Annotated in this window: 14 protein-coding genes and 1 pseudogene; 10 read left to right on the forward strand and 5 right to left on the reverse strand. The window is 73.5% G+C overall.

The features are described 5' to 3' along the window. Positions 1–132: 132 nt before the first annotated feature. Positions 133–540, reverse strand: a complete 408-nt coding sequence (locus QMF80_RS36650) for a TetR family transcriptional regulator C-terminal domain-containing protein (RefSeq protein ID WP_502962994.1) — start codon at positions 538–540, stop codon at positions 133–135. Between QMF80_RS36650 and QMF80_RS36655 the strand changes: the two are divergent. Continuing rightward, positions 482–922, forward strand: a pseudogene (locus QMF80_RS36655) (Rossmann-fold NAD(P)-binding domain-containing protein); the annotation flags it as partial. The gene QMF80_RS36650 and the pseudogene QMF80_RS36655 overlap by 59 nt on opposite strands. Here QMF80_RS36655 and QMF80_RS36660 read toward each other — a convergent pair. Both QMF80_RS36660 and paaK read right to left on the reverse strand, forming a co-directional pair. After that, a complete protein-coding gene (locus tag QMF80_RS36660) occupies positions 838–1,581 on the reverse strand; it encodes a YhjD/YihY/BrkB family envelope integrity protein (protein WP_283461590.1) in 744 nt (247 codons plus the stop codon). The pseudogene QMF80_RS36655 and the gene QMF80_RS36660 overlap by 85 nt on opposite strands. 149 nt (positions 1,582–1,730) lie before the next feature. Beyond that, positions 1,731–3,137, reverse strand: a complete 1,407-nt coding sequence (paaK, locus tag QMF80_RS36665) for a phenylacetate--CoA ligase PaaK (protein ID WP_283461561.1) — start codon at positions 3,135–3,137, stop codon at positions 1,731–1,733. 351 nt (positions 3,138–3,488) lie between these two features. On the opposite strand from paaK, the gene QMF80_RS36670 reads away from it, so the two are divergent. Beyond that, the gene (locus tag QMF80_RS36670) at positions 3,489–3,704 is read left to right on the forward strand and encodes a hypothetical protein (protein ID WP_283461563.1); all 216 of its coding nucleotides are present in this window, start codon (positions 3,489–3,491) and stop codon (positions 3,702–3,704) included. A 30-nt stretch (positions 3,705–3,734) separates the two neighbouring features. Here the strand turns inward: QMF80_RS36670 and QMF80_RS36675 are convergent, their stop codons facing one another. Then, on the reverse strand, positions 3,735–5,360 hold the full coding sequence (locus tag QMF80_RS36675; protein WP_283461565.1) for an acyl-CoA synthetase: 1,626 nt from the start codon (positions 5,358–5,360) through the stop codon (positions 3,735–3,737). 185 nt (positions 5,361–5,545) lie between these two features. On the opposite strand from QMF80_RS36675, the gene QMF80_RS36680 reads away from it, so the two are divergent. The 5 genes from QMF80_RS36680 to QMF80_RS36700 all read left to right on the forward strand — a co-directional run bounded on the left by QMF80_RS36680 (position 5,546) and on the right by QMF80_RS36700 (position 9,988). Next, positions 5,546–6,346: a crotonase/enoyl-CoA hydratase family protein gene (locus QMF80_RS36680; protein ID WP_283461568.1), complete on the forward strand. Its 801-nt coding sequence runs from the start codon at positions 5,546–5,548 to the stop codon at positions 6,344–6,346. Between the two features lie 77 nt (positions 6,347–6,423). Then, complete coding sequence (locus QMF80_RS36685; RefSeq protein ID WP_283461571.1) at positions 6,424–7,389, forward strand: Zn-ribbon domain-containing OB-fold protein; 966 nt, start codon at positions 6,424–6,426, stop codon at positions 7,387–7,389. Next, positions 7,389–8,453, forward strand: coding sequence for a thiolase family protein (locus QMF80_RS36690; protein ID WP_283461573.1), 1,065 nt, complete (start codon positions 7,389–7,391; stop codon positions 8,451–8,453). Before QMF80_RS36685 ends, QMF80_RS36690 begins: the two co-directional genes overlap by 1 nt. Beyond that, positions 8,450–9,616 (forward strand): thiolase family protein, encoded by a 1,167-nt coding sequence (locus QMF80_RS36695; RefSeq protein ID WP_283461578.1) that lies wholly within the window; start codon positions 8,450–8,452, stop codon positions 9,614–9,616. Before QMF80_RS36690 ends, QMF80_RS36695 begins: the two co-directional genes overlap by 4 nt. 144 nt (positions 9,617–9,760) lie before the next feature. Beyond that, positions 9,761–9,988 carry a DUF397 domain-containing protein gene (locus tag QMF80_RS36700; protein WP_283461592.1) on the forward strand — a complete coding sequence of 76 codons (228 nt, stop codon included), beginning with the start codon at positions 9,761–9,763 and terminating at the stop codon, positions 9,986–9,988. Between the two features lie 80 nt (positions 9,989–10,068). On the opposite strand, the gene QMF80_RS36705 is transcribed toward QMF80_RS36700, so the two are convergent. Continuing rightward, the gene (locus QMF80_RS36705; protein ID WP_283461580.1) at positions 10,069–10,557 is read right to left on the reverse strand and encodes a DUF2867 domain-containing protein; all 489 of its coding nucleotides are present in this window, start codon (positions 10,555–10,557) and stop codon (positions 10,069–10,071) included. A gap of 53 nt (positions 10,558–10,610) precedes the next feature. Here QMF80_RS36705 and QMF80_RS36710 point away from each other — a divergent pair, with 53 nt between their 5' ends. The 3 genes from QMF80_RS36710 to QMF80_RS36720 all read left to right on the forward strand — a co-directional run bounded on the left by QMF80_RS36710 (position 10,611) and on the right by QMF80_RS36720 (position 14,562). Further along, a complete protein-coding gene (locus QMF80_RS36710) occupies positions 10,611–11,186 on the forward strand; it encodes a TetR/AcrR family transcriptional regulator (RefSeq protein ID WP_283461583.1) in 576 nt (191 codons plus the stop codon). 155 nt (positions 11,187–11,341) lie between these two features. Next, the gene (locus tag QMF80_RS36715; protein ID WP_283461586.1) at positions 11,342–11,746 is read left to right on the forward strand and encodes an ACT domain-containing protein; all 405 of its coding nucleotides are present in this window, start codon (positions 11,342–11,344) and stop codon (positions 11,744–11,746) included. Positions 11,747–11,847: 101 nt separating this feature from the next. Then, positions 11,848–14,562 (forward strand): ATP-binding protein, encoded by a 2,715-nt coding sequence (locus QMF80_RS36720; RefSeq protein ID WP_283461589.1) that lies wholly within the window; start codon positions 11,848–11,850, stop codon positions 14,560–14,562. The last annotated feature ends 406 nt before the right edge of the window (positions 14,563–14,968 follow it).

Genomic DNA, 14,968 nt, shown 5'->3' on the forward strand with positions numbered 1-14,968 from the left:
GGGCGGGGCGGGGCGGGGCGGGGCGAGGTGAGGTGCGGGGGCAAGAGCGCCTGCGGGCAGTTGGCGTACGTCGGCCGCCGGCGCTCCCGCGCCGCGCCGACCCGCCCCGGGGATGGAGTGGCGTGCGTCCCCTCAGGCTTCGAGCGAGTCGAGCCAGCGGGCCAGCCGTTCGCCTTCGGCCGCCATCAGGTCCGGGTCCCGAAGGGTGTTGGTGAGCAGGGGGATGCCCTGGTAGGCGGCGACGAAGGCGACCGCCAGCTCCCGGGCGTCCGGGCGCCCCATCTCCCGGAACTGGGTTTCGGCCCAGTCGATGAGGGTCGGCATCAGCTCGGCCACCGACTCGTCGAGGCCGTCGGTCCGCTTGTCCAGCTCGGAGGCGAGGGTGCCCGTCGGGCAGCCGTAGCGGGCCGTGAGTTCACGCTTGTCCACCCAGCCCGCCAGGAGTGCCCGGAGCCGTTCCCGGGGCGTGGGAAGTGCCGGACGAGCCGCCGCCGCGCCCTTCGGTGACGTCGCCCTGCCGGGCATCGACCCGGCCGACATCGCCGCCGCAGCCGCCGCCGTACTGCTCGGGGGCGGTCACGAGGGCCGTCCGTACGAACTGACCGGACCCGAGGCGATCACCCCGCGCCGACGGGCCGAGGCGATCGGCGCCGCGCTCGGCGAACCGGTGCGGTTCGTGGAGCAGACCCGTGAGGAGGCCCGCGCCCAGATGCTGGCCTTCATGCCCGAACCGGTCGTGGAGGGCACCCTCGCCATCCTCGGCGAGCCGCTGCCCGCCGAGCAGCGGGTCAGCCCCGACGTCGAGCGCGTCACCGGCCGGGCCGACGGACGGGCGGGTCAGGGTGGGGGGAGGCCGTCGGGGCGCACGCGGCGCAGGGTCCGGCGTTCGTGGACCAGGCGGCCGACGAGCGAGCCGCCGTAAACGACGAAGCCGACCCCGACGAGCCAGGACTGGACCACGAGCAGGGTGCCGAACGCGCCGTAGGTGACGGCGTTCGAGGCGATCAGGGGGGAGAAGACCAGCTGGGAGAAGACCCGCAGGCCCAGCAGGCCCAGACTGGTGGCCACCGCGCCGGGAAGCAGCGCCTCCCAGCGGACCCGGCCGCCGAGCAGCAGCCACTGCGAGACCCAGAAGAACACGCAGGTGCCGGAGAGGTCGCCCGCCGTGCCCAGGACCGCGCCGACCGCGTCGGAGGAGGGCGCGGGGATCATGACCAGCAGGGCGATGTAGACGACCAGCAGGGCCAGCCAGACGACGTGCCGCCACAAGGTGTGCCAGCGGGCGGTCGGCAGGTCCCAGACCTTCTCGTACCCGGTCTGCACGGCCGAGCCGAAGGTCAGCCCGAAGACCGCGAGGGCCGCCAGGCCGAAGGCGGTGGTCCGCTCCAGGGCCTGGTTCGCCGAACCGAACAGCACCTCGACCTGGGCCCGGGAGGCCATGGCGACCCCGAGGGCCTGGCCCAGCCAGCGGCCGAACCCCTCACCGCTGCCGGGGGCGGCGGCCGCCACCACGATCAGCAGCGGCACCAGCGTCAGGAAGCCGAGGGCCGCGAAGCCCATCGCCCGGTGCATCAGCTCCATCTCCCGGCCACGGCTCCAGGCCAGCCCGGCGGGGGACGCCTGGAGCCGGGCGCGGAGCTGGTGGAAGAACGGGGTCACGCACAGTGCCCTACCCGCGAGCGCCCGCCACCTCCCGGATATGGCCCGTCAATGCGCCCGAAGGGGTGGTTTCAGCCGACCGGAGGCGTGTTGTCCCGTCCCCGGAGGTCCACGATCCGCTTGAGCTTGCCCATCGAGCGTTCCAGGGTCTGCGGATCGACCACCTCGACCCGGACCGAGACCCCGGCCCCCTCCTTGACCGCCCGGACCACGGAGGCCGCCGCCGCCCCGCGCTCGGCGGTACCCGCCCCGGGCCGGGCCTCGACCCGGACCGTCAGCGCGTCCATCCGCCCCTCCCGGGTCAGCCGCAGCTGGAAGTGCGGGGCCAGCGCGGGGGTGCGCAGGAGTATCTCCTCGATCTGGGTCGGATAGAGGTTGACCCCGCGCAGGATGATCATGTCGTCGCTGCGCCCCGTCACCTTCTCCATCCGGCGGAAAGCGGGCCGCGCGGTGCCGGGCAGCAGCCGGGTCAGGTCCCGGGTGCGGTAGCGGATCACCGGCATGGCCTCCTTGGTGAGGGAGGTGAAGACCAGCTCCCCGGGCTGCCCGTCGGGCAGCACCTCGCCCGTGAACGGGTCGATCACCTCGGGCAGGAAATGGTCCTCCCAGATGTGCAGCCCGTCCTTGGTCTCGGCGAATTCCTGGGCCACCCCGGGCCCCATCACCTCCGACAGTCCGTAGATGTCGACCGCGTCGATGTCCAGCCGCTCCTCGATCTCCCGGCGCATCGCCTCGGTCCACGGCTCCGCCCCGAAGATCCCCGTGCGCAGGGAGGTGGCGCGGGGGTCGATGCCCTGACGCTCCATCTCGTCCAGCAGGGTCAGCATGTACGAGGGGGTCACCATGATGACCTCGGGGCGGAAATCCTGGATCAGCCGGACCTGGCGGTCGGTCATCCCGCCCGACGCGGGCACGACCGTACAGCCCAGGCGCTCGGCGCCGTAGTGCGCGCCGAGGCCTCCCGTGAACAGCCCGTACCCGTAGGCGATGTGCACGAGCTGGCCGGGGCGGCCGCCCGCCGCACGGATCGAGCGGGCCACCACCTCGGCCCAGGTGTCGAGGTCGCGCTCGGTGTAGCCGACCACCGTCGGCGCGCCGGTGGTCCCGCTGGAGGCGTGCAGGCGCCGGACCTCGGACCGGGGGACGGTGAACATCCCGAAGGGGTAGTTGTCCCGGAGGTCGGCCTTGGTGGTGAAGGGGAAGCGGGCGAGGTCGGCGAGTGAACGGCAGTCGTCGGGACGCAGGCCCGCCTTGTCGAAGGCCTCGCGGTAGAACGGCACGCGGTCGTAGGCGCGCCGCAGCGTCGCGCGGAGCCGGTCCAGCTGGAGCTCCGCCAGGGCGTCCGGGGTCAGCCCTTCGCTGCGGTCCCGGAAACCGTGGTCCCCGTGGAGACCGTGATCCCGCGAGCCGCGATCACTGGGACCGCGATCACCGGGACCGCGATCCCGGAAACCGTGATCCTCTGAAGCAGCAGCCATGTCATCACCCCGTCACGAGCCAACCGACCGATCATTCGGTAGCCTGCCGGAGCCCGGGGCGGAAATCAATGACTCGAACGAGTGATCGCCTGGTGGGATCCCTGGTGGGATGGCCTCCCTGCCCGAATCGCCCGGACTCCGGCCTGCCTCGTCCGTCACCCCGTACGAGGGAACCCGCCTCGCCCGCGCCGCTGGACGGCGGTCCGTGGTGCGCGGCCCGTGGAGCGGTTGCTCAGCGGCGCCTGACCCGAGGGGCGGGGCCCCGGGGCGGCCCGGGCCGCCTCCCGCGCGGGGGCGCGTCCAGCGGCGTACCGTCGGAAGCAGGTGCTCCGCCGAAGGGAGGCCGTGACGATGTCCGTCGTCGACCCCGCGGTATCGGTCCGCCTCGGCGCCTCGGGCGCGCGCCGCCTGGTCGCCCTGCTGGCGGAGGTGTCCCGGCTGCTGGAGGACCCCGGACCGCTGCGGCTGAGCGACGAGCAGGCCGATGTGCTCGGCCAGGGCACCGACCGCCAGGAACTGGCGCACTGGAGCCGCGCCCTGGCGGCGGAACTCCGGGTCGGACTCTGACCCGGCCCCCGCTCCGCCGCCGCCCCCGGCTCAGCCCGTCCCGTCCGCCTCCGAAGCCACCGTCTTCGCCCAGCGGTAGTCCGCCTTCCCGCTCGGGGAGCGCTGGATGCTCGGGGCGATGACGAGCTGGCGCGGGATCTTGTACCCGGCGAGCTTGGTGCGGCAGTGCGTCTGGATCTCGTTCAGGGAGGGTTCGGGCGCGCCCTCGCGGACCTGGACCACCGCCGCGACGTGACTGCCCCACTTCGCGTCCGCGACCCCGGCCACCAAGGCGTCGTACACGTCCGGATGGGACTTGAGGGCCTGCTCGACCTCCTCCGGATAGACCTTCTCGCCGCCCGTGTTGATGCACTGCGAACCGCGCCCGAGGATGGTGACGATGCCGCTCTCGTCGACCGTCGCCATGTCACCGAGCAGCACCCAGCGTTCGGCACCCTTCTGGAAGAAGGTCTCCGCGGTCTTGGCCGGGTCGTTGTAGTAGCCGAGCGGTACATGACCGCGCTGGGCCAGCCGCCCCGGTTCGCCCACGGGTACGGGCTCGTGCGTGAGCGGGTCCACCACCTGTGTACGGTCGTTGACCTCCAGCCGGAAGCCCTTCTCCGGGCCGGAGTCGCTGGTCGCCCGGCCGCTGGAACCGGACTCGGACGAACCGAAGTTGTTCAGCAGCATCACGTGCGGGGCCAGCGCCTGGAACTCGGCGCGGACCGTCTCCGACATGATCGCCCCGGACGAGGAGACGCTGAACAGGGAGGACAGGTCCGCCCCCTTGAGTGGGCCGCGCAGCGCGTCGATCAGCGGCCGGAGCATCGCGTCACCGACCAGGGAGACGCTGGAGACCTTCTCCTTCTCGATCGTACGGAGCACGTCCTCGGGCGTGTACTTGCGGTGGATGGCCACCCGTTGGCCGTAGTTGAACGCCACGAACGAGGTCAGCGTCGACGTCCCGTGCATCAGCGGGGGCGCCGGGAAGAAGGTGAGGCCCGGGCTGTTCGCCGCGACCCGCTCGGCCAGCTCCTCCGGCCGGGCGATGGGCTGCCCGGAGGGCTCGCCGCCGAACAACCCGGCGAAGAAGAGGTCCTCCTGACGCCACATCACCCCCTTCGGCATACCGGTGGTACCACCCGTGTAGATGATGAAGAGGTCGTCAGCCGACCGTGCCCCGAAGCCGCGCCCGGGCGAACCGGCGGCCTCCGCCTCGGCGAACGGTACGGCGTCCAGCGCGGGGGCGCCCTCGGGGAGCGCGCCCACCCGCACCAGGTGGCGCAGCTTCTCGGTCTGCGGCAGGGCGCCCGCCACCCGCTCGGTGAACTCGGCGTCGAAGACCAGGCCCGCCAGGTCCGCGTCGCGGTAGAGGTAGACCAGCTCCTCCTCCACGTAGCGGTAGTTCACGTTGACCGGCACCAGGCGCGCCTTGAGGGCGGCGAGGACGGTCTGGAGGTATTCGATGCCGTTGTAGAGGTGGAGGCCGAGGTGCTCGCCCGCCTTCAGTCCGCTGTCCAGCAGGTGGTGCGCGATCCGGTTCGCCGCCGCGTCCAGCTCTCCGTACGTGAGGCGGCGCTCGGCGCCGGTGCCCGGGTGGTCCACGTACACGAGGGCCTCGCGGTCGGGAACCACGTCGACGATCGACTCGAACAGGTCGGCAAGGTTGTACTCCACCGTTCCTCCTGACCCCGGAAAATCCGCATGACAGAGCCGCGCTGGGCGGCACGGCGGCCATTAGAGCCCCGTGCCTGCCAAGTGGGAAGGGCGCCACCCAAGAAATCTGACTGTGTGTCAGAAAACTATTGAACTGCACCCTCTCCTCCTGCAACCTGTTCTAGGTCTTGAGAGGGAGGACGGCAATGGGTGGGACAGAACACCTGACCGTGGAACGGCACGGCGCCACGCTGGTGCTCACCATGAACAGGCCCGAGGCGAAGAACGCGCTCTCGCTGCCGCTGCTGGTGGGCCTGTACGACGGCTGGCTCGAAGCGGACGCGGACGACGAGATCCGGTCGGTGGTACTGACCGGCGCGGGCGGCGACTTCTGCGCGGGCATGGACCTCAAGGCCCTCGCGGGCCAGGGGATGGCGGGCGACCAGTACCGGGACCGGCTGAAGGCCGACCCCGACCTGCACTGGAAGGCGATGCTGCGCCACCACCGGCCCCGCAAGCCGGTCATCGCCGCCGTCGAGGGCTACTGCGTGGCGGGCGGCACCGAGATCCTCCAGGGCACGGACATCCGGGTCGCGGGGGAGGGCGCCACCTTCGGCCTCTTCGAGGTCAAGCGCGGGCTGTTCCCGATCGGCGGCTCCACGGTCCGGCTGCCCCGGCAGATCCCGCGCACGCACGCGCTGGAGATGCTGCTGACCGGACGGCCGTACGGGGCCGAGGAGGCGGCCCGGATCGGCCTGATCGGGCGGGTCGTGCCGGACGGGACGGCGCTGGAGAAGGCACTGGAGATCGCCGAACTCATCAACGGGTGCGGGCCGCTGGCGGTCGAGGCGGTCAAGGCGTCGGTGTACGAGAGCGCGGAGCTGACGGAGACCGAGGGCCTGGCCGCCGAACTCACCCGGGGCTGGCCGGTCTTCGACACGGCGGACGCCAAGGAGGGCGCCCGGGCCTTCGCGGAGAAACGCCCCCCGGTCTACCGGCGGGCCTGACGTTCCAGATCGCCACCGCCCCGCCCCTGACCCGCCCGGGGTGCCGGGCCCCACCCCCGGAGAATCGGAGAGCACCCATGACAGCCGCCCCCACGCCGGACGTGCTGCGCGCGCCCCTCGTCGTCGAGTTCCCCTTCACCCGCTCCCTCGGGCCCGTCCAGAGCGCCTTCCTCACCGGGCTCCGCGAGCGCGTCGTGCTCGGGGTGAAGACCGCCGACGGGAAGGTGATGGTGCCGCCCGCAGAGTACGACCCCGTCACCGCCGAGGAGATCCGCGATCTCGTCGAGGTCGGCGCCACCGGCACCGTCACCACCTGGGCCTGGAACGACGACCCCCGCCCCCAGCAGCCCCTCACGACCCCCTTCGCCTGGGTGCTCGTCCGCCTCGACGGCGCCGACACCGCCCTCCTGCACGCCCTCGACGCGCCCGGCCCGGACGCCGTACGCACCGGGATGCGGGTCAGGATCCGGTGGGCCGAGGACCGTAAGGGCGCCATCACCGACATCGCCTGCTTCGAACCGTACGAGGGCGAGGAGGCGGCCGCCTCCGCCGGGCAGCCCCACGACGGGGTCTTCGAGGACGCCGTCACCGGCATCGTCGCCGAGGCGCGCCTGGACTACACCTACAGCCCCGGCCGCGCCCAGACCGCCTACATCAACGGCCTCGCCGAGCGGCGGACCGTGGGGGAGCGCTGCCCCTCCTGCCACAAGGTGTACGTGCCCCCGCGCGGCGCCTGCCCCACCTGCGGGGTGGCCACCACCGACCGGGTCGAGGTCGGTCCCGCGGGCACCGTCACCACCTACTGCATCGTCAACATCAAGGCCCGCAACCTGGACATCGAGGTCCCCTACGTCTACGCGCACATCGCGCTCGACGGCGCCGGACTCGCCCTGCACGGCCGGATCGGCGGCATCCCCTACGACGAGGTCCGGATGGGCCTGCGCGTGGAGCCGGTCTGGAGCGAGGGCGGCCGCCACCCGGACCACTACCGGCCCACCGGCGAGCCCGACGCCGACTACGACGTGTACAAGGAGCTGATCTGATGGCCCGCGCACGCGCCTCCCGCGAGGTCGCCGTCGTCGCCTTCGCCCAGAGCGACCACCTGCGCCGCACCGACGAACTGAGCGAAGTCGAGATGGTCATGCCCGTCCTCCACCAGGTCCTCGCCCAGACCGGGCTGAAGGCCGGGGAGATCGGCTTCACCTGCTCCGGATCCAGCGACTACCTGGCGGGCCGGGCCTTCTCCTTCACGATGACCCTCGACGGGGTCGGCGCCTGGCCGCCGATCTCCGAATCGCACGTGGAGATGGACGGGGCCTGGGCCCTGTACGAGGCCTGGGTCAAGATCCAGACCGGCGAGGCCGACACCGCGCTCGTCTACGCGTACGGGAAGTCCTCCCCAGGCTCCGTCCGCGACGTACTGACCCGCCAGCTCGACCCCTACTACGTCGCCCCTCTCTGGCCCGACTCGGTGGCCCTGGCCGCCCTCCAGGCGCAGGCGCTCATCGACGCGGGCGAGACCGACGAGGGCGCGCTCGCGGCCATCGGCGCCCGCAGCCGCTCCGCCGCCTCCGCCAACCCGCACGCCCAGCTCAGCGGCGCCGTCCCGCAGGGCGGGTACCAGGTCAGGCCGCTGCGCACGGGCGACTGCCCGCCCATCGGCGACGGCGCGGCCGCCGTGATCCTCGCGGCCGGGGACACGGCGCGCGCCCTGTGCGCGCGCCCCGCCTGGATCACCGGCATCGACCACCGCATCGAGGCGCACAGCCTGGGCCTGCGCGACCTCACCGATTCCCCCTCCACCCGGCTCGCCGCCGAGCGCGCCGGGGTCTTCGAGGCGCCCGTCGACACGGCGGAACTGCACGCCCCCTTCTCCTCGCAGGAGGTCGTGCTGCGCAAGGCCCTCGGGCTCGGCGACGCCGTGGACGTCAACCCGTCCGGCGGGGCGCTCGCCGCGAACCCCGTGATGGCGGCGGGCCTGATCCGGATCGGCGAGGCCGCCGCCCGGATCCACCGCGGCGAGTCCGACCGGGCCGTCGCGCACGCCACCTCCGGCCCCTGCCTCCAGCAGAACCTGGTCGCCGTCCTGGAAGGGGACCGAGCATGAGCAAGGAGCCCGTGGCCGTCGTCGGCATCGGCCAGACCAAGCACGTGGCCGCCCGGCACGACGTCTCCATCGCCGGGCTGGTCCGCGAGGCGGCCGTGCGAGCCCTCGCGGACGCCGGGCTGACCTGGGCGGACATCGACGCGGTGGTGATCGGCAAGGCCCCCGACTTCTTCGAGGGCGTGATGATGCCGGAGCTGTACCTGGCGGACGCCCTCGGTGCGGTCGGCAAGCCCATGCTGCGCGTGCACACCGCCGGTTCGGTGGGCGGGTCCACGGCGCTGGTGGCCGCGAACCTGGTCGCGGCCCGGGTGCACCGGACCGTGCTGACCCTCGCGTTCGAGAAGCAGTCCGAGTCCAATGCCATGTGGGGGCTGTCCCTGCCCGTCCCGTTCCAGCAGCCGCTGCTGGCGGGCGCGGGCGGCTTCTTCGCCCCGCACGTGCGCGCGTACATGCGGCGCACCGGAGCGCCCGACACGGTCGGCTCGCTCGTCGCGTACAAGGACCGGCGCAACGCGCTCAAGAACCCGTACGCCCACCTGCACGAGCACGACATCACCCTGGAGAAGGTCCAGGCGTCGCCGATGCTGTGGGACCCGATCCGCTACTCCGAGACCTGCCCGTCCTCCGACGGCGCCTGCGCGATGATCCTCACCGACCGGGAGGGCGCGGCCCGTTCGCCGAAACCGCCCGCCTGGGTGCACGGCGGGGCGATGCGCAGCGAACCCACCCTGTTCGCGGGCAAGGACTTCGTCTCGCCGCAGGCGGGCAAGGACTGCGCGGCCGACGTCTACCGGCAGGCGGGCATCACCGATCCGCGCCGGGAGATCGACGCCGTGGAGTTGTACGTCCCCTTCTCCTGGTACGAGCCCATGTGGCTGGAGAACCTCGGCTTCGCGGCCGAGGGCGAGGGCTGGAAACTGACCGAGGCCGGTGTCACCGAACTCGACGGCGACCTCCCGGTCAACCCGTCGGGCGGGGTCCTGTCCACCAACCCGATCGGCGCCTCCGGCATGATCCGCTTCGCGGAAGCGGCCCTCCAGGTCCGCGGCCAGGCGGGAGAACACCAGGTGGAAGGGGCCAGCCGGGCGATGGGGCACGCCTACGGGGGCGGCGCCCAGTTCTTCGCGATGTGGCTGGTGGGAGCGCAGCCGCCGGCCAACTGAGCCCGGGGGAACGGAAATCGGTTTCCGGACAGCGGTGCCGGACCGGCCGCGCGGTGACGCACCGCGCCCTGTCCGGCACGGCCGGTGGTGGTTAACCTGGCCCCCGGACGACGTACCGGGAGGAGCACGCACGTGACCGAGAGCATGACTTCACAGCCGTTCGCCGGATGGGGCAAGCCGGACCTCGATCTCAGCGGGGCGGACTGGCAGTCGAGCAGCCGGGGAGCCGGTGACGTCCAGATCGCCTTCGTCGAGGGCTTCATCGCCATGCGCAACAGCGCCCGCCCGGAGAGCCCTTCGCTGATCTTCGCGCCGGACGAGTGGCGCACGTTCGTCATGAACGCGCGCGGCGGCGAGTACGACCTGACGTGACCGCGGGCGCCGCGCCACCGGGGGCGGAGCCGCCGTCCCGGGGGCGCGGCGCCCCCGTTCGCTTCCGGGCGCGCGGATCGTCACGGGGCGCGGTGCTCCGCGGCGGCGCGTCGCAGCATGGACCGGATGATCAGCGGGTGCACCCAGCGGACCGGGAGGAAGTACAGGCGTCTGAAGAGGTTGTGGTGGTGCACCACGGTGATGATGGCGACCTGGACGCCGTCGTCGGTGCGCTGGAGGTGGATGCCGGCTCGGAAGTCGAGGTGGCGGTCGTCGAGGCCGTAGACGACTTCCCGCTCGGTACGGTCCAACTCGGGGAACGGCGTGGCGGCCTGGAGGTCGTTGGTCTTCAGTCCGAGGACGCCGACCAGGGTGTCGCGCAGGCCGAGCGCGTAACGGATCCAGGCCGGAGGGCTGCGGAAGATCCGCTCGGCCCACTCGGCCGGATCGGTGTCGGCGTGCGGCGGCAGCCGCACCGCGTAGGCGTCGGAGAAGTCCACGCGGGGCAGCAGCCGGGGCGGTACGGAGTCCGCGGGCATGGGTACGGCGTAGGTGCGAGGGCGGTGCACGCCAGCTCCATTCGTAGCCGTCCAGAGTCGCTCCAGACGGTAGCGTATGGAGCATGGCACGCACCGAGAGGGCCCGGTTCACCGCGCAGGACTGGATCGACACCGCGATCAGCGCGATGGCGCGCGGCGGGGTCCGCGCGGTGGCCGTCGAGCCGCTGGCCGCCGAACTCGGCGCGAGCAAAGGCGGCTTCTACTGGTTCTTCGCCAACCGAGACGCCCTGGTCGCGGCGGCGCTGCGGCACTGGTGCGACACGACCACGCGCCAGGCCGTCGACGCGCTGGCGGCGCTGCCGGACCCCCGCGCCAAGCTGTCGGCCCTGCTGAAAACCGCGTTCGAGAGCCCGAACCGGGGTATCGAGATCGCCCTCCAGGCCGACGCCGCCCGTGACCCCGGAGTCCGGGAGATCCTCGCCGAGACGCACCGACGGCGCCTGGAGATCCTGCGGCACCTGCTCACCGAGGGCGGGCGGGATCCGGTGGAGGCGGAATCGACGGCGCTGTCCCTCTATGCCGTCCACCTCGGCCTCCTCCACCTCCGGAGCGCCGCCCCCGACCTGGCGACCCCGCAGGCGGACCACCCCTCGTACCACCAGTCCCTCCTCGCGCGCCTGATGGACCGTCCCGAGTGACCGCGCTCCGCCCCGCGTCCCACGCTCCGCGCCCATGAGCGCCCCGCGTCCCGCGCTCCGCGCCCATGAGCGCCCCGCGCGCCGGGCGGGCCGCCCGGCGGGCACCGAAACAGGTACCGAAACGGCCGCGGCGGGATGATCGGTAGGCTGCCGGCATGACCGGCGAGAGCGACCTGAAGAGACTGCTGAGCGGCATGCGCCCCGAACTGCACGACGGGCGCTACGTCTTCTGCACCGTGCCCGGCCCCGCGGCCCCGGCCGGAACCACCCCGGTGGCCACCGTGCTGGAGGCCGAGGGCCTGACCCTGGTGCTCCGACAGGAGGACGCCGACGCGGCGGGCCTGGCGTACGCGTACGTGGCCGGGTGGATCACCCTGCGCATCCACTCCGCCCTCGACGCGGTGGGGCTCACCGGTGCCTTCGCCGCCGAACTGGCCGCGCACGGCCTCAGCTGCAACGTGGTCGCCGGATACCACCACGACCACCTCTTCGTGGCCTTCGAACGCGCCGCCGAGGCGGTCGCGGTGCTGGAGGCGCTCGCGGCCCATTCGGCTGAATAACGCCGTCCGGAAAAGAATTCGATCTTTCCCGAACCGAGTGCCTCCTCCGAGGTCACGCGGGCGTACGCTGATGCCCCGAACAGGTCTGGGGGGTACCAGTCATGACGGAACGCCGGACCCGTACGCGGCGCGTATTGTTCGAACGCGAGGCCGAATTGGCCACCGTCGACGAGGCGTTGGGGCAACTCGCCGAGCGCGGGAGCGGAGCCCGGGGCGCGACCGGAGCGCGCGGCGGACCCGGGGCCCGGGGCGGCGCGCTCCTCGCCTTCTCGGGACCCGCCGGACTCGGCAAGACCACGCTCCTCGCCGAGGTGCGCCGCCGGGCCCGGTCCCGGTCCTGCACCCTGCTGGCCGCCCGCGGCGGCGAACAGGAACAGGGCCAGCCCTTCCACGTCGCCCGCCAGCTCATCCAGCCCCAGCTCGCCGGGCACACCGAGGAAGAACTGCGGGCCGCCCTCGGCAGCTGGTACGCCATCGTCGGCCCCGCCCTCGGACTCTGCGCTCCCGAGGAAGGCGCCCCGCCCGACCCGCAGGGCCTGCGCGACGGCCTCGACTGGGTCCTCACCCACCTCGCCGTGCAGCGCGCCCCGATGGTCCTCGTCCTCGACGACGCCCACTGGGCCGACCCCGAATCCCTGGGCTGGCTCGCCGCCTTCGCACCCCGCGCCGAACAGCTCCCGCTGCTCCTCGTCGTCGCCTACCGTCCCGACGAACTGCCCGCGCACGCCGACGCCTTCCGTACCCTGCCCGGCCGCGCGGGCAGACGTCCGCTCACCCTCGCCCCGCTCACCGCGGACGCCGTCGGCCGGATCCTGCGCGACGCGATCGGCGACCACGCCGAGGACGCCTTCTGCCGGGAAGCCTGGGCCGTCACCGCGGGCAACCCCTTCGAAGCCGTCGAGCTGACCGCCAAGGTCCACGACCGCGGCCTCGACCCGGTCGAAGCCAGCGCGCCCCTGCTGCGCGACCTCGCCGCCGCGCAGCGCGGCAGCGGCCTGGTGGCCCGGCTCGAACGGCTCGGCCCCTCGACCGTCCGCTTCGCCTGGGCCTGCGCGATCCTCGGCACCGCCATCCCCCGCGACCTCGCCGCCCGGGTCGCCGGGCTCGGCACCGAAGAGGCCGCCGACGCCCTCGAACGGCTGCGGGGCGCCCGTATCCTCTCCGCCGCCGCCGAACACGACGGTGGACTCGAATTCGTCCACCCGCTGATCGCCACCGCCATCTACCGGGCCATCCCCGACGCCCTGCGGGTCGCCCTGCACGGTCAGGCCGCCGTGGCCGTCGTCGACGGCGGACTCGGCCCGTCCGCCGCCGCCCGGCACCTCCTGGAGGCCCACCCCGACAACGACCCCTGGGTGGTGCGCACCCTGCGCGAGGCCGCCCGCGAGAACCTGCGCGCCGGAGCCCCCGAGGCCGCCCGCCGCCAGCTCGCCCGCGCCCTGAGCGAACCCCCGGACTTCGACGAACGGGCCGCCGTCCTCTACGAGCTGGGCTGCGCCTCCCTGCTCACCGAACCCGCGAACACCGTCAACCACCTGCGCGCCGCCCTCGCCGAACCCGTCGAGGACCCCGCGCTGCGCCAGGGCATCGTGATCCGCCTCGCCCAGGTGCTCGCGCACAGCGACCGGCTCACCGAGGCCTGCGAGGCGCTGGCCCGGGAGATCCCGTACACCCCGGACGTCCGGGGGCGGCTGCGGCTCCAGTCCGAACAGTTCATGTGGGGCGCCTTCAACGCCGCCGAGGCCGACTCCCCGGCCCGCTCCCGGCGCCTCGCCCGGCTCGCCGACCGGCTCACCGGCCGTGACCTCACCGAGCGGTACGTGATCGGGCTGCGGGCCTGGGACGCCTGCCTGCGGGGAGAGCCCGTCGACGTGGTTCTGCACCACGCCGGGCGCGCCCTCGGCGACGGGTTCAGCTGGGCCTACGAGGGCCGGGGCTTCGAGGTGCCGGTGCTGGCCGCGATGACCCACATGTACGCGGACCGGCCCGAGCGGGCCGAGGAACTCTTCGAGGCGGGCACCGCCGAGTTCGAGCGCCAGGGGTGGCGCGGGGCCCACCTGTCCTTCGCGTACAGCCTGCGCGCGTACATCCGCTACCGGGGCGGGCGGCTCGTGGAGGCCGAGGAGCTGGCGCGGGCCGGGCTGCGGCTCGCCGAGCGGGTGGGGAGCCGGACGCCCGTGCACTGGTACGCCATCGCCATCCTGATCGAGACCCTGCTGGCCCGGGGCCGGACCGGGGAGGCGTGGGAGCTGGCGCGCGAGCACGCGTTCGGGGAGCCGTTCCCGGCGGCCGTGGTCTTCCCGGACTCCCAGACCGTGTACGCGGAACTGCTGCTGGCCCGGGGTGACAAGAAGGCGGCGGCGGCCGAGCTGGAGGCGGTGGACCGGCGGCTGACCCCCCGCGGCATCCAGAACCCGGCCTGGTGCCCCTGGCAGCTGCACCTCGCCGAGGCCGTGGTGGACGAGGACCCCGAACGCGCCGGCGCGCTGGCCGCCGACGCGGTGCGGCGGGCCCGGGTCTTCGGAGCGCCGTCGGGGATCGGGCAGGCGCTGCGGGTGGCGGCGGCGGTCGGGCCGGCGGCGGAGCGGGCGGGGCGGCTGGAGGAATCGGTGGCGTTGCTGAGCGGGTCCCCGGCCGGGTACGAGCTGGCCCGGTCGCTGCTGGCGCTGGGGGTGCGGCGGGGGGACCTCGGGCTGCTTCGGCGGGCGGAGGCGGTGGCGGTGTCCTGCGGGGCGGACGGGGTGGCGGCTGCCGCCGGTGCCGCCGGTGCCGCCGGTGCCGCCGGGGCGGGCGTTGGCGGGCGCCGTCTGCCGTGACCGGGCCCCTTTTGCCCCTGGCGGCGCTGGCTTTGCCCGGCGGGGCCGAGGGGCCGGGGCGGTGGTCCTGTTCGCCTCCGGCGGCGCCTCAAACGCCGGCGGGGCTGGGTTTCTGTCCGGCGGCAGCTGGTTCTGTCCGGTGGGGAGGTGCGTTTGCCCGGCGGGGGCGGAGTGGCGGGGCGGTGGTCCTGTTCGCCTCCGGCGGCGCCTCAAACGCCGGCGGGGCTGGTTTTGCCCGCCGGTGCTGGTTCTGTCCGGCGGGGCTGGGTTCGGCCGCCGGGGCTGGTTCTGTCCGCCGGTGCTGGTTTTGCCAGGCGGCAGCTGGGTTTGCCCGCCGGTCGCTGGCACTGTCCGGCGGGGCTGCGATGGGTCGGTGGGGTGGTTCGGTCTGCCTGGCGTTTGAGGG

This window comes from Streptomyces sp. G-G2, from assembly GCF_030063135.1.
In the GTDB taxonomy this organism is placed as follows: Bacteria; Actinomycetota; Actinomycetes; order Streptomycetales; family Streptomycetaceae; genus Streptomyces.